Raw genomic sequence first — 14,163 nt, forward strand, 5'->3', positions numbered from 1 at the left:
GGTTAATCTGTATTGCTCAGATCCATACCCAGGTTAGTCAGGCCTTGCTCTTTTACCCAGTTTTGCAGCATTTGCCGCTCTTCGCGGCCAAATTGCTTAACTGGCGTCACAAGTTCAATTAACTCCGCCAGGCAGTCCATTTCGTATTGCATCAACGGGTGTTCGCGGACGATTTTTTTCAGCTCTGCTTCGGTCGTAATATCATCGTCAATACTGTCATGCTCAATTAACCGCGCTACGGTTGCCTGAGAAATTTTAGCGACATTAATAAATTCACCGGCATCTTGCTGGGCAATACCGCTTAGCATCATATCCAGAGCCGTGGCGCAATCTACTGCCGGATACACGCCAAAAATATCAAAGTCACTTAACTCCGGCGTTATTGCGTCCAGCTCTTCAGATAACTTTTCAAAATTAATTTTGGCTTTCTTTACCGTTAACCACTCCCATACCAGCGTCAAAATATGGCGTGGCAGTTCGGCATCACCGGTTTGGGTTACTTCAGCAAACAGCTGGTAGTTCGGTAACATGCGTTCAAGCAAGGTGGCAGCAACGGCGGCTTGCTGGTAAAAGTTCAGCTCACGCATCGCCTGAAAATTATTGGCTTTTTGTTTCATCTTTGTCCTGAAGACATGACCAGCAAATATCAAAACTCTGATAGTTAAGTTCACCGCAGCTACATTGCCACTGTGCTGGTTCATGCTGTAATTGTTGTAAATATTGGTTGATTATACGCTGTGCAGAGGAAAACTGCTGCTGCGGAACCCAAAGCTGAATACCCACATCATTTAATGGCAGTTCACCCGCTGCCCCGGCAAGATATTCACCGCTCACTCTGACCAACACTGCACCGTGCTGCAATAAGCCTTGCACCAGGCCCGCTTCAAAACTGTTGGCCGCCTGATATAACCGCTGCCATTGCTGCACGTCATTGGGGTGCAACAGCTCCACTGTCAGCCCGTCACTTTAAGTTGCTTTTGCGCATATTCAAATTTCAGCTTGAACTCCATCATGCGCTCTTCCATTGCCTGCACCTGTAGTTGATGTGTTTCTTGCTGTTGTTGTAACTCGGTGCGAAGTGTGCGGATTAATTCGCGGCTACTGTCAGCTTCCTGCTGCTGTTTTTGTTCTGCCGCATACTGGCGGTTTTGTGCGTGCTCAAGCTGGGCTTCTATTTTTTGCTGTCTGCTCTGGCTAAGCTGATATTGCTCTGTCAGGTTAACGTAATCGGCCTGCAAACGGGTCAGTTCAGAACCTAAGCTGCCGCTTTCGTCAGTAGCGCTGGTCAGTTGCTGCTGCAAATCTGTCCGCTGTTGTTCTGACTCGTTCAGTTGTTGCTGCCATTGCTGCTGTTGTTCAGCCTGAGCCAAAAGCTGCTGTTGCAGTTGCTGAATTTTTTGCTGCTGTAATTCATGGGTTCTTTTACGGTCCTGCACTTCTTGCTGCAGTTTGGCAATGGCTTGCAGTTTGTCCTGCTGCGCGCCTTCTATCAACGCCATACGCTGATGTTCTGCCGTTAACGCTGCAGCTTGCGTGTTCAGGTTTTGCTGCAGCTCTGCCAGTTGTAACTCATACTTAGCTTGCAGTGCGTCAAGTTGTTGCTGATGTTTTTGCTGTTGTTCATTGGCTAATTTCAGCTCGGCTTTACCCTGCTGTACTACCAGCTTTAACTCATGAGCAGCCGCTTTGGCTTGCTCGGTATCGGCTTCTGCTGATGCCAATTGCTGCTGCAGCTGGCTTAGCTGAAATTCGGCCTGCTGCAGCTTTTTCTCAGCCTCACTATTGCCGTTATCGGCGTGCTGCAATTGCACAACCTGCTGTTGTAATTGCTCGTACTGTTTAATTTGTGCAGTGTAATTTTGCTGTATTGCCGACAACTGAGTGCTGGTTTTCTCCAGTTCATCGGTAACGTCATCGTGTTGCTGGCGCAACTTGGCCAGTTCCTGATGATCGGCACTGGCTACCGGCACCGCCATATCAAGTTGCTGTTTAGTGTGTTGCCAGTCTTTAAAGAGTTTCTGGTAGGCTTGTTCTTGTTCAAACAATCGCTGCTGCCACTGTTGCTGGCTATCGGCCAGTACATCGCTGGCAAACTGCTCTAGTTGTTGCTGCTGAATATTAAGAAGCTGGCTGGAAAAATCGACTAAACTGGCTTCCAGCTGTTGCTGGGCGGCCTGAGTTAAATCGGCAATAATTTGCTGCTCGTTTTTATTATTGTTTTTCTTCACTGCATTCATTATCAGCTCTCGCTTTACTTCGGTAGCCATTGCCTGAATTTTGCAAGCGCCACGACGTCAACAGTTAAGCACACCATAGCCAGAATATCAGCATAAAAAGGCTATAACATACTATGCCGGACTTTAGTGTAATATGACTTATCATTGATAGCTAACGCTATTGATAGTTTTAACATTTTCGCGGTTTAATTTTTTATAACAGGTGCCTGCATATGATGGATTTAACCACCCCCGCCCTACTGTTTCCCGCCATCTCTTTGCTGTTTTTGGCTTATACCAACCGCTTTTTGGTGCTGGCGCAATTGATCCGGGAGCTGAACCAGCGCGAGGGCGATAATGTACGCCAAATGGCCAGACGCCAGATTGACAACTTACGCCGCCGTATAGTGTTAATAAAAGTGATGCAGGCTTTTGGTGTGCTTAGCTTTGTACTGTGCACTGCGGCCATGTTCTGCCTGTTTATGTTGTGGCAAACGGCAGGTCAGCTGTTGTTTGTTGTCAGCCTGATTAGCTTATTAATTAGTCTGCTCTATTCTTTATATGAGATCCAAATATCCTGTGATGCCATAAATATAGAACTGGAATCACTGCAAAACCGCTAATGGACACCGATGATGACAACCAGCACCGGATGGCAGCATGAGTAATGAAGAGTTTCTGTTTCAGGATGAAAGCGCAGGCCCGGATAAAGAGCCAGACATCAACACCAGCCCACCGTGGCGGGTGCTGGTAGTTGATGATGATGAAAGCATTCACCAAATCACCACTTTGGTGCTGAACAACTTTGAATTTGAACAGCGACCTTTGCAATTACTGCATGCCTACAGCGCGCGCGAAGCCTTAAGTATCGTGTCGCAGCAGCCGGATATTGCTCTGGCCATCATTGACGTTGTTATGGAAACACAGCATGCCGGCCTTGAATTAGTTAAAACCATTCGTCAGCAGTTACAAAACCGCAGTATGCGGCTGATTTTACGCACCGGCCAGCCGGGAGAGGCACCCGAAGAGCACGTTATCCGCGATTACGACATTAACGATTACAAAAACAAAACTGAAGTAACCGCAATAAAACTGAAAACCATGCTTTACGCCGGGTTACGTTCATACCGCGATCTATGCATTATTGAGCACCACAAAACCGGGCTGGAAAAAATAATTGGTTGCACTACCAGCTTTTTACAGTGCAGCAGTTTAAAAGAGTTTGCCTCGTTAATTTTGGGTCAGGTTGCTTATTTACTCGGTCTTGAGCGGGAACAAATATACTGCTGCGCCGCTATCAACAACGCCGGGCAGCCCGGGCCCAGGTTGGACATTATTGCCAGCAGTAACCCCGCCAGCGGCAACAAGCTACCAGACGACGTCGCCAGCAAAATCCGGCAGGTGCAGCAAAATAAAGAGTCTTACTATGCTGAAGATTGCTTTATCGGCTATTTCACCACGCACAAGGGCAACGAAAATTTCCTCTTTGTTAGCAAAGGCAGCAAGCTAGAGCAGAGCGATCATCATTTACTCAGTTATTTCTCGCACAGCATCGCCATAGCTTATGAAAATATCCAACTGCGCGAGCTAATGCGGGAAAGCCAGCGCGAGCTGTCGTACATTTTGGGTGAGGCGGTAGAAAAACGCTCAAAAGAAACCGGCAGCCATGTAAAGCGGGTTGCTAATTACAGTTATCTGCTGGCGGTTAAATGTGGCTTGCCAGAGTACGAAGCCGAAAAAATAAAGCTGGCCTCGCCACTGCACGATCTGGGTAAAATTGCGATACCGGATTATATTTTAAATAAACCCGCTAAACATGATGCCAGTGAATGGGCTATTATGCAGCAGCACGCCGAACTCGGTTACCAGATTTTACAACATTCCACTAACGAGATACTGCAGATGGGTGCCACTATCGCTTATCAGCATCATGAGAAGTGGAATGGTAAGGGTTACCCGCAAGGGCTGAGTGGCCACAATATTCATATTGCCGGGCGCATAACCGCACTGGCAGATGTTTTTGACGCTTTAGGCAGCGACCGGTGCTATAAAAAAGCTTGGCCATTGCCGGAAATTATCGAACTTATCCGCCATGAACGTGGTCAACACTTTGACCCGGTATTAGCGGATATCTTGTTAAACAATCTGGATGCTTTCCTCGCAATACGCGATGCGTACCCAGATTAAGCATAGGAAGAAGTGTATGCTACGCAAAAATATTAAACAGATGGTTATTACCTGTGCCGCACTGGCAGCGCTGGTTATCACCGGTTGTGCTACCGGGCCCAAAGTGCGTTCTGACGCAGCGGCCAACACCAACTTCGCTGACTATAAAACCTTTGCTTTTATGCCAGAGCCGGCAACCGACAAAGCGGGTTATGCCACTTTGGTAACGCAGCATTTTAAAGATGCTATCAGCGCACAAATGACGGCTTTAGGTTATCAGTACAGCGAAACCAATGCTGACTTGCTGGTAAATTTTAACTCTAATGTGGAAACCCGCACTGATGTGCGCTCTATGCCATCAGCCACCTTTAACTACGGCTACTACAATTACCGCCGTGGTTTTTATGCCGGTTTCCCGCTCTACACCAATGATGTAGATACCATTCGCTATAAATACGGCACAGTAAATATTGATGTGATTGACGCAGAGAAAAAACAGCTGATTTGGGAAGGTATTTCTGAGGGCACACTGAAAAAATCGGATCTGGAAAAGCCTAAGCAGGCAATTTCAGAAGTTGTAGGCCTGATTTTCCAGCAGTACCCCACCCGTCAGGTTACGCCGCAGTCTTAACTGCGGCCTGATATTAGAATAAGCAGCTCAAACAGCGTTAGGTATGAGCTGCTTAATTTTTTGTTGTAACGCCGCACAGTCGGCGTTTTTATTTTGCTGCTGAATGGCCAAGGTCAGCTCCCCTACCGTTAAACCAAATTTATGCAGAGTACTGCGATTTATCAGATTCTGTTCGTCTACCAGATAGAGCCAGTCTTTAACCTTTACATCAAGCGTGTCGCCATCATACGGAATACGCAGTGTATATTCCCAGTACAAAGTATTCCCGGCCAGTTGCCCGGTGGCGTTGCCGATTACATCACCGGCAGTACCGCTAATACTGCCATCAGCGTTTTGTTGCAGTTGCCAGTGGCGCTGCTCTGTACGGCCATCGCTAAATTGAAACAGCTCATACAAGTTACCGGTATTACCCTGCCAGCTGCCGCATAACTCTGCGCTAAAACGTACACTCTGTTTACCTTGCCAGTTGTGCAACACTCCCCATGCCAGGCTTTCACCCTGAAAAAACTGATCCAGCTTTAATACCGGCGTCTCATTACTATACTCAGACACCGACTGGCTACAACCAGCCACTGCTATGGTGCTGGCAACCACTGCCGCTAACGATAATTTGTGCATAAATCCCTCCACTAATCTGACAAACTACGCAGCGCAGCAACTGTCAGCTCAGAAAATAAAAAAAAATTTGCTAACAGCCAACTAAATTTGCAGTCAGCCCGACTTAATAAACAAAACCAGCAGAGAATAACAATATCGTGTTTAAACGCAGTGACGAGAGCTTAATTGCCAAAGCGTTAAATGGTGATCAAAGTGCCTGGCAGCAACTGGTAAACCGACATCAAAGTGCGCTGTTTTACTTTGGTTTACGCTTGCTTGGCTCGCGTGAAGACGCCAATGACCTGCTACAGGATGTATTGATGGTGCTGTGCCGTAATCTGGGTCAGTACCGTGGCGATAGCAGCTTTAAAAGCTGGTTGTTTGGCATTGCCAACTATCGCGCCATGGACATGCTGCGCCGGCGAAAATACAGCGACAACGATGATGAACTGGCTGAAATGCCAGCCGATAACCCCGGCTTGCCAGAGCAACTGGCCAGCTACCGGCAACAAAAGCAAGTGCAGCAGCAGTTGCGCAGCTTGCCGGCGGAACAACGGCTGGTGCTGGAGCTGAAGTTTTATCAGCAATTTACTTTTGACGAAATTGCCAGCCAGCTGGCGATTTCAAGCAACACCGTTAAATCACGTTTTTATGCCGCGCTGGATAAATTGCGCCTGCAGTTGGAGGACGATCATGTCGAACAATCAGCAAATTTTTGAAGACTGGCTCGACGGTAAAATTACCGATCAGCAATGTGCCACCGCGTTACAACATGATGCTGTTTGGTACGGCCGTATGCAAAATGCTCAGGCAATACAAATCGATGCTAAAGCGCCGCACTTTGAAGCTGTACCGGATTTTGACAGTAGCGCAGTATTTGCCAAGCAGTGGCAAAGGCCCAAACCACAGCGTAGTTGGTGGCCCCAGCTTAGCCTGGCACTGTCTTGTGCGGCCATGTTAATTAGCCTGTCGCCGGCTAAATTTCAGCTACAGGATGGCAGCCTGACACTTAGCTGGCAAAACAGCCAGAATGAAATTAACAACGCCGTCAGCCATGCACTGCTGGCGTACCAAAAAGAACAGCAGCAATGGCTGGTGCAGCAACTGGATACGCAGCAGCAAAGCACCAGCTCACAACTGGTACTACTGAAAGATTACTTACAGGATGAACTGAAGCGCGACCAGCGCAGCGATATGCTGCAACTGGTGGAATACCTTAACCAGCAACGCCAGGCTGACTGGCAATACTGGCAGGAAAACTATCAGCCGATGCAGGCCGGTTACCGCCCTGCCAGCAGTTACTATAGCCCAACCAATACCGGAGTGGTAAAACCATGAATGCATTACGCCGTACCCCGTTTTATGCCGCAACCGTTGGCGCAGTTTTAGCGTTAATGCCATTGCAGGCCGCAGAAGTTAGCCCGGCGCTGAAAAAAAATGCCGATATTCTGCAAACCATCCTGCAAACTGCGTTTAAAGATAACGAAAACAGCCGTTTATCATCGCTGCAGTACAGTTACTTAACTGGCCAGGGCTTATTGTTTCAGGCCAGCAGTGGCGGCCGGCATATTTTTCAGTTCAGAAATATGAGTATACCGTCGGCGCCGGTTGCACCAGTGCCACCATTACCGGGCGGTGAATTTGAGTTTGAATTTGATACCAGCGATATTGAAAAAATCACAGAAGCTGCAGAAGAGATGGCCGAGCAGATGCAGGATCAGCATCGGCAAACCTATCGCATAGCGGAAAAGCAGCGCACGATAGAGCGTGAGTTGCGGGATACTGAGCGCGACAAGCGTGATATAGAATTTAATAAAAATCTGACCAAGCTGGATAAAGAGCAGCAGCAGGAACTACAAATGCTGCAGCAAAAAACCAAGCTGCTGCAGGAAAAGCTGGCCGAAGTGGCCAAAGAAGCAGAGCTAAGCCGTAAACAGCTGGAGGAACAACGCGCCAAACAGCTGGCTGAACAACAACAACAAACCGCAGCTATGGTTAAGGCCGTGGGCGAAAAATTCAGCCAGGTATTGTGTGACTACGGCGCCAGCCTGCGCGATATGCCGGATAACGAATACGTTACCTTGCAGGTAAACAACCGTGGTAGCGAAGGCCGCTATTACTGGGTGGTAAAAAAAGCCGATATTAATCAGTGTATGACCGGCAAAATTAAAGCCAAAGATTTGCTGGCTAAAACCAATAGTTACCAGTTCTGATATTAGAAGGAAAATGACCACCTTAGTGAGAATCGATTTGCCCTAAGCCAACCGTTGAAGGCATGGATGCCTGAGTCGAGCCCCCAGGGATGGGTTCACGGCGCGTTGGTGTGGGCAAACCGGTTCGAAACTGCAACTAACTAAAGATTTTTCATTTCTGCACTTTAGGCCGCAATAACTGAAACCGCGTTGCTGCATCTGCGACAAAGTAATCGCCCGGGCCGCCACCGCGTAATACCGGCTCTGCCGCTGCTGTATCGTATAGTCCATCCACCAGCAAATGCCGCGCAATATGCACGCCTACTACTTCGCCAAACACCATCCAGGTTGTTATTTTGCTGCCATCGGCTGCACTTAGCTGCACTATCTGGCTTAGCTTACACTCAAAAGTAACCGGGCTCTGTGCTACATGTGGCACCTTGATAATACTGGACGCTTTGGCCGTTAAACCCGCCAGCGCAAATTCATCTACCTCAGGTGCAACCGCGGCACTGGTCTGGTTCATCGCCTCTGCTAACGGTTTGGTTACCAGGTTCCAGCAAAACTCACCGGTTTGCTCAATATTACGCAGCGTATCTTTGTAACTGGTGCTGGCAAAACCAATAATCGGCGGCGTGTAATTAAAGGCATTAAAAAAGCTGTAAGGTGCTAAGTTCAGCTTGCCTTCGCTGTCCTGTGATGAAATCCAGCCAATCGGCCTTGGCGCTACCAGCGCATTAAAAGGGTCGTGCGGCAAGCCATGGCCTTTAGCGGGTTCATAGAAATAGATATTATCTGACATGGTTTTCCTCTGGCGTAAACTAACCGGATGCCAAGAGTAACAAAATCCGCTTTATGGGCGTGATTTTTTCAGCGACAATAAGCGCAGTTTATCTTCTGAGTATCGCTATGTCAGGCCCGGCTTTGTCCAGTGACGCTATTATTGAAGCTTTTCATCAGCACGGCTGGGTTTGGCTGCCCAACTTTTTAAACACTGAGCTAAATGCCGCACTGGCGCATGAGGCCAAATATGAAGCACAACTTGCGCCCGCCGGTATTGGCCGCCAGGGCGGTCATCAGTTAAATAAGCAGATCCGCCGCGATGCCACCCAGTGGTTTGATGGCAGCACAGCGGCGCAGCAGCAATATCTGGCACAGATGGCACAGCTACAGCAGCTGTTTAACCGGCACTGCTTTTTAGGCTTATTTGACTTTGAATGCCATTTTGCCCGTTACCAAAACGGCGACTATTACCAAAAGCATGTTGATGCTTTTAGCGGCCGCTCAAACCGGGTGCTTACCACGGTAAGTTACTTAAACAGCGTCAGCGCGGGCGGCGAGTTAGCCCTGTATGATGAACACGACAACCTGATTGATAAATTTCTGCCCACTGCAGGCGGCCTGATCTTGTTTGAAAGCGAGCGCTTCCCACATGAAGTACTGCCAGCTATAGACAGCCGCTACAGCATTGCCGGTTGGTTTCGTAAAAATGCCAGTATTAACGGCGTGCTGGACCCGGCAAATTAAAACGCCTATGATAAGCGCCATGCGCACTGTACTTAGCTATTTGTTATTGCTTACTCTGGCACTATCCGGCCTTAGCGGATCGGTGCAGCAGGCGCATGCCTATACACTGGCTGATGCGATGGCACAGCAACAGCATACAGCACCGGTAGCCGAAGCCGATATGCCCTGCCATAGCGCGCAAAAAGCGGTAGCTGACGATACCGATCACAGTTGCTGTGAGCAAGCGCAGCATATCTGCAAAGGCGATTGCTGCGCTAAACATTGCGCTACAGCCGGTGCATTGTTAGCCACTGAGTTATTTCGCTATATCCGCCCTGACAATACCGTTGCAAGGCTTTCTGACAGCCTGCCACAGTGGTTATTTACTGAAGATCCCCCGCCGCCTATAAACGCCTGAACCGATTAAACCATGTTAATGCTGTGCTTTTGCACGCGGGTTGGTATTGTTTCAGGAAAATATTATGCGCACTTTTTATTTAATGACGTTGCTGTTATTGCAACCGGCTTTTGCTATATCGGCACAAGATCATAGTGAACATCTTCATCAGGCTGCAACGGCTACCTCACCTGCCGCGCAGCAGAGCGTATTGCCACAAGCAACACCGCTGTATGTCTGCCCGATGCACCCACATATTCAGCAAGGCGAAAGCGGTAACTGCCCGATTTGTGGCATGGACTTAGTACTGCAGCGCCAACAGCAAACAACAGCTGTAGAAGTTAACGGTGCTCTGCAGCAGGCGCTGGCGATACGTACCGAAGCTGCAGCACCGCGCACGTTATGGCGCTTTATTGAAAGCTTTGCCCAGGTGCAATACCCGGAAGATGCTATTCATCACAGCCATATCCGCGCTGAGGGCTGGATAGAACAATTGTATGTGCGCAGCCTGGGCCAGCGCGTTAAAGCCGGTGACAAACTGTTTAGTTACTATGCCCCCGACTTACTGGTAGCGCAGGACGATTATCTGCAGGCGTTGTCTGTCAGTAAACAAAATGGCGAGCGCAGCAGCAGCCTGCTAAAACGCGCCGAAACCCGCCTACGGCTGCTTGGCCTTACCGATAACGATATTAGCCAGCTACAACAAAGCCGGCAAAGCCAGTACCAAATAACCGTGTATGCCCATCAGGATGGTGTGGTAACTGTGCTGAACGTGCGTGATGGTATGTATATCAGCCCCGGCGATACCCTGATGGAGATCACCAGCTTAGCCAAAGTCTGGCTATTGGCCGATGTACCTGAAGCGCAGCAAAGCTGGTTGCGTGACGGTATGAGCGCCGAGGTAGATATTCCCCAGCATCAGGTAACAGGCATTGAAACCAAGGTCGATTTTATTTATCCGGCACTGGATGCGCAAAGCCGCAGCAGCAAAGTACGCATGACGGTAGATAACAAACAGCAACTACTGCAACCCAATATGTTGCTGCCGGTGCGGCTATACGGCGGGCCGCTGCGTGATGTATTAGCAGTGCCGCGCGATGCGGTGTTGTTATCAGGTAACGGCAGCCGGGTTATTGTTAAAGATGGCGATAGCTTTAGCGTGCGGCATATTACTACCGGCAGCAGCGCCCAGGGTTATGTGCAGGTATTAACCGGCTTGCATCAGGGTGAACAGGTAGTGGTATCCGGCCAGTTTTTACTTGATGCCCAGGCCAGTTTAAGCCAGTTGCCACAAAGCACAGCTGGCACTCATCAGCATTAGGAGCAGCGACAATGATTAAAGCTATTATTCGCTGGTCAGTACAAAACCCGCTGCTAATTTTGCTCAGCACTTTTGCGCTGGCACTGTTTGGCTATCAGGCCAGTCAGCAGCTGAAATTAGATGCCCTGCCGGATTTATCCGATGTGCAGGTTATTATAAAAACCAGTTACCCGGGCCAGACACCGGAAACCATAGAGCAACAAATCAGCTATCCGCTATCCAGTGCGTTACTGGCAGTACCCAAAGCCAAAGCAGTACGCAGTTTCTCCATGCCGAACGACAGCTATCTGTATGTTATTTTTGAAGATGACACCGACCCGTACTGGGCGCGATCCCGGGTGCTGGAATATCTGCAAACCGTTACGCTACCCGCTGGCGCCAATGCTACCTTAGGGCCTGATGCCAGCGGTGTCGGCTGGATATTTCAGTACGCCTTAGTGGATAGAACCGGCCAGCAGTCGCTGGAACAACTAAGTAGCCTGCAGCAGTTTTTCCTTAAACCTGAATTGCAAAGTGTCAGCGGTGTGGCGGAAGTCGCCAGCATCGGCGGTATGGCAAAAACTTATCAGTTACAAATAGAGCCACGGCTGATGCGCGCTTATAACGTTACGCTGGCGCAGGTGATTAGTGCTATTAACAGCCATAATCAGCAGCAGGGTGGCGGCATTATTGAAGTAGCCGAAACCGAACTGCTGGTGCAGGCGGGTGAATATATTCAGTCGCTGGAAAACCTGGCCGCAGTGCCACTTGGCGTGCGTAACAGCGCCGATTACCCGCTGACATTAGCTGATATCGGCACTGTGCAGTTAGTACCGGCAGCGCGGCGCGGTATTGCCGAACTGAACGGCGAAGGTGAAGTGATTGGCGGTATTATTGTGATGCGCCAGGGCGAAAATGCCCTTAGCACCATCAATGCAGTAAAACGCAAACTGGCTGAGCTGAAAAACGGCCTGCCAGAAGGCGCAGAACTGGTAACGGTGTACGACCGCTCCGAACTGATTGAAAATACCGTCAGCAATTTAAGCCAGAAACTGCTGGAAGAAATGGCGGTAGTCGCACTGGTGTGTCTGGTGTTTTTACTGCATGCCCGCTCCGCGTTAGTGGCAGTAATCAGCTTACCACTGGCACTATTAGCCAGTATTTTGCTGATGCAAAAGCTGGGTATTAATGCCAATGTGATGAGCCTCGGCGGTATAGCTATTGCCATTGGCGCTTTGGTAGATGCAGCCATTGTAATGGTAGAGCATGGCCATAAAAAGCTGGAACAGGCCCGTGCTAATGGCAAAGAGCTGAGCGCTGCAGAGTTTCGCCAAACCATTATCGATGCCTGCCTGGATGTTGGCCCGGCGCTGTTTTTCTCCTTGCTGGTGATCACCGTCAGTTTTTTACCGGTGTTTATGCTGGAAGCGCAGGAAGGTCGCTTATTTGCCCCGCTGGCTTACACCAAAACCTTTGCTATGGCCTCTGCGGCATTGCTGGCAATAACGTTGATCCCGGTGCTGATGCTGTATTTTTTACGCGGTAAGCTGCCATCAGAGCACAGCAACCCGCTTAGCCGCCTGCTGATTGCGCTTTATACGCCGCTGTTAACATTAAGCCTGCGCTTTCCGAAAACCTTAGTGCTGCTGTGCGTGCTGGCGCTGGGTTCCAGCCTGCTGCCGTGGCAACGGTTATCTACCGAGTTTATGCCAGCCTTTGCTGAAGGCGACCTGCTGTATATGCCCACCACCCTGCCCGGCATAAGCCCGGCCACGGCGGCGAAGCTACTGCAGCAAACTGATCGCTTAATAAAAACCGTGCCCGAGGTAGACACCGTGCTGGGTAAAAGTGGCCGTGCCGATACCGCCACTGATCCGGCCCCGCTGACAATGCTGGAAACCAGCATTAAGTTAAAACCGCAAAGCCAGTGGCGGGATGGGTTTACGCTAAATGATATTATTGCGCAGCTGGACGCCACGGTGCAGGTACCTGGCCTGACTAATGCCTGGCTGCCGCCGATAAAAACCCGCATTGATATGTTATCTACCGGTATTCGTACCGCAGTGGGGGTGCGTGTTAGTGGGCCGGATCTGGCCACTATTTCTCAAACAGCGCAACAACTGGAAAGCCAGATCAGACAACTGCCGGGCAGCCGCTCGGTATTTGCTGAGCGCGCTGAAGATGGCCTGTATTTACAAATCACACCCGACTTACAGCAATTGGGCCGCTACGGCCTGACACTTACCGAGCTGCAGCAATATGTCGCCTTTGCCATTGGTGGCGCACCGGTGGCACAAAGTATCCAGGGCCGTGAGCGCTACGATATCAGCCTGCGCTTTCCGCACGACAGCCGCAGCCACCCGGATGATATCCGCAAATTGCCACTGCAAACCGCTGACGGCGCCTACCTGCTGCTGGAACAGGTAGCAAAGGTAGAGGTAGTAAAAGGCCCGGTAATGATCCGCGCGGAAAACGCCCGCTTAACCAGTTGGGTGTATATCGACTTACCGGCAGAAACCCAGCTGGGTGAGTATATATCCCGGTTGCAGCAGCTACTGGCAGAGCAGCGTTTTGCACCGCAGGTTAGCGTAAGTATCGGCGGCCAGTATGAATATCTGCAGCGGGTAACACAGCGTCTGCAGCAACTGCTGCCCTTTACTTTACTGCTTATTGTGTTGCTGCTGTATTTAACCTTCCGCCGCTTTAGTGATGTGCTGCTGGTGCTGGTTACTTTACCCTTTGCGCTTAGCGGCAGCTTATGGTTGCTGTATTTGCTGGATTACCAGCTATCGGTAGCCGTTGCCGTGGGCTTAATTGCCCTAGGGGGCGTAGCGGCTGAATTTGCCGTAGTAATGTTGCTGTATTTAAAGCGCGCAGTGGAGGAAGTAAAACCACAAAATCAGCAGCAGCTCTGGCAGGCCATTATGCAGGGAGCTGTGCAGCGGGTAAGGCCAAAAGCAATGACAGTGCTGACCATTATTGTCAGTTTACTGCCGGTAATGCTGGGCAGTGGTGCCGGTAATGAGGTTATGCAGCGCATTGCCGCACCTATGCTGGGCGGTATGCTGGCCGCACCGCTGGTGTCGATGCTGCTAATGCCGGTATTGTATTTTTTGCTGCTGCGCCGCGCGTTACCGGCAAACTGATACTAAGCGGAT

General features: G+C 49.8%; 15 protein-coding genes. 10 read left to right on the forward strand and 5 right to left on the reverse strand.

Annotated features, from left to right (window positions below; genetic code table 11):
* Positions 1-2: 2 nt before the first annotated feature.
* From AR688_RS10510 to AR688_RS10520, 3 genes are read right to left on the reverse strand one after another with little or no spacing between them, the layout of a single operon-like run.
* On the reverse strand, positions 3-617 hold the full coding sequence (locus AR688_RS10510) for a YjaG family protein (protein ID WP_068233055.1): 615 nt from the start codon (positions 615-617) through the stop codon (positions 3-5).
* Positions 598-951, reverse strand: coding sequence for a putative signal transducing protein (locus tag AR688_RS10515; protein WP_068233058.1), 354 nt, complete (start codon positions 949-951; stop codon positions 598-600). The genes AR688_RS10510 and AR688_RS10515 overlap by 20 nt, the downstream gene beginning before the upstream one ends.
* Positions 952-953: 2 nt before the next feature.
* Complete coding sequence (locus AR688_RS10520; protein ID WP_156420278.1) at positions 954-2,237, reverse strand: hypothetical protein; 1,284 nt, start codon at positions 2,235-2,237, stop codon at positions 954-956.
* A gap of 212 nt (positions 2,238-2,449) precedes the next feature.
* On the opposite strand from AR688_RS10520, the gene AR688_RS10525 reads away from it, so the two are divergent.
* Genes AR688_RS10525 through AR688_RS10535 form a run of 3 tightly spaced genes read left to right on the forward strand, consistent with a single transcriptional unit; the run spans position 2,450 to position 5,013 of the window.
* Positions 2,450-2,839 carry a DUF2721 domain-containing protein gene (locus AR688_RS10525; protein WP_231732036.1) on the forward strand — a complete coding sequence of 130 codons (390 nt, stop codon included), beginning with the start codon at positions 2,450-2,452 and terminating at the stop codon, positions 2,837-2,839.
* Positions 2,840-2,876: 37 nt separating this feature from the next.
* Complete coding sequence (locus AR688_RS10530) at positions 2,877-4,403, forward strand: response regulator (RefSeq protein ID WP_068233064.1); 1,527 nt, start codon at positions 2,877-2,879, stop codon at positions 4,401-4,403.
* Positions 4,404-4,419: 16 nt separating this feature from the next.
* Positions 4,420-5,013, forward strand: a complete 594-nt coding sequence (locus AR688_RS10535; RefSeq protein ID WP_068233067.1) for a DUF4136 domain-containing protein — start codon at positions 4,420-4,422, stop codon at positions 5,011-5,013.
* Positions 5,014-5,040: 27 nt separating this feature from the next.
* Here AR688_RS10535 and AR688_RS10540 read toward each other — a convergent pair whose 3' ends face one another.
* Entirely contained in the window at positions 5,041-5,631 is a 591-nt protein-coding gene (locus AR688_RS10540; RefSeq protein WP_068233070.1) for a DUF3833 domain-containing protein, read from the reverse strand.
* Between the two features lie 137 nt (positions 5,632-5,768).
* Between AR688_RS10540 and AR688_RS10545 the strand changes: the two genes are divergently transcribed.
* From AR688_RS10545 to AR688_RS10555, 3 genes are read left to right on the forward strand one after another with little or no spacing between them, the layout of a single operon-like run.
* Entirely contained in the window at positions 5,769-6,329 is a 561-nt protein-coding gene (locus AR688_RS10545; protein ID WP_068233073.1) for an RNA polymerase sigma factor, read from the forward strand.
* A complete protein-coding gene (locus AR688_RS10550) occupies positions 6,304-6,948 on the forward strand; it encodes a hypothetical protein (protein WP_068233076.1) in 645 nt (214 codons plus the stop codon). Before AR688_RS10545 ends, AR688_RS10550 begins: the two co-directional genes overlap by 26 nt.
* Positions 6,945-7,823: a hypothetical protein gene (locus AR688_RS10555; RefSeq protein WP_068233079.1), complete on the forward strand. Its 879-nt coding sequence runs from the start codon at positions 6,945-6,947 to the stop codon at positions 7,821-7,823. Before AR688_RS10550 ends, AR688_RS10555 begins: the two co-directional genes overlap by 4 nt.
* 151 nt (positions 7,824-7,974) lie before the next feature.
* Here the strand turns inward: AR688_RS10555 and AR688_RS10560 are convergent, their stop codons facing one another.
* A complete protein-coding gene (locus AR688_RS10560) occupies positions 7,975-8,604 on the reverse strand; it encodes a flavin reductase family protein (RefSeq protein ID WP_068233082.1) in 630 nt (209 codons plus the stop codon).
* Positions 8,605-8,711: 107 nt separating this feature from the next.
* Here AR688_RS10560 and AR688_RS10565 point away from each other — a divergent pair, with 107 nt between their 5' ends.
* From AR688_RS10565 to AR688_RS10580, 4 genes are all read left to right on the forward strand, one after another.
* The gene (locus AR688_RS10565) at positions 8,712-9,329 is read left to right on the forward strand and encodes a 2OG-Fe(II) oxygenase (RefSeq protein WP_068233085.1); all 618 of its coding nucleotides are present in this window, start codon (positions 8,712-8,714) and stop codon (positions 9,327-9,329) included.
* A gap of 19 nt (positions 9,330-9,348) precedes the next feature.
* Positions 9,349-9,726 carry a hypothetical protein gene (locus AR688_RS10570; RefSeq protein WP_156420279.1) on the forward strand — a complete coding sequence of 126 codons (378 nt, stop codon included), beginning with the start codon at positions 9,349-9,351 and terminating at the stop codon, positions 9,724-9,726.
* Between the two features lie 64 nt (positions 9,727-9,790).
* Complete coding sequence (locus AR688_RS10575; RefSeq protein ID WP_068233091.1) at positions 9,791-11,026, forward strand: efflux RND transporter periplasmic adaptor subunit; 1,236 nt, start codon at positions 9,791-9,793, stop codon at positions 11,024-11,026.
* 11 nt (positions 11,027-11,037) lie between these two features.
* Positions 11,038-14,151 (forward strand): efflux RND transporter permease subunit, encoded by a 3,114-nt coding sequence (locus AR688_RS10580; RefSeq protein WP_068233094.1) that lies wholly within the window; start codon positions 11,038-11,040, stop codon positions 14,149-14,151.
* Positions 14,152-14,163 lie beyond the last annotated feature (12 nt).

The sequence above is a fragment of the Rheinheimera sp. EpRS3 genome (genome assembly GCF_001513785.1).
In the GTDB taxonomy this organism is placed as follows: Bacteria; Pseudomonadota; Gammaproteobacteria; order Enterobacterales; family Alteromonadaceae; genus Alishewanella.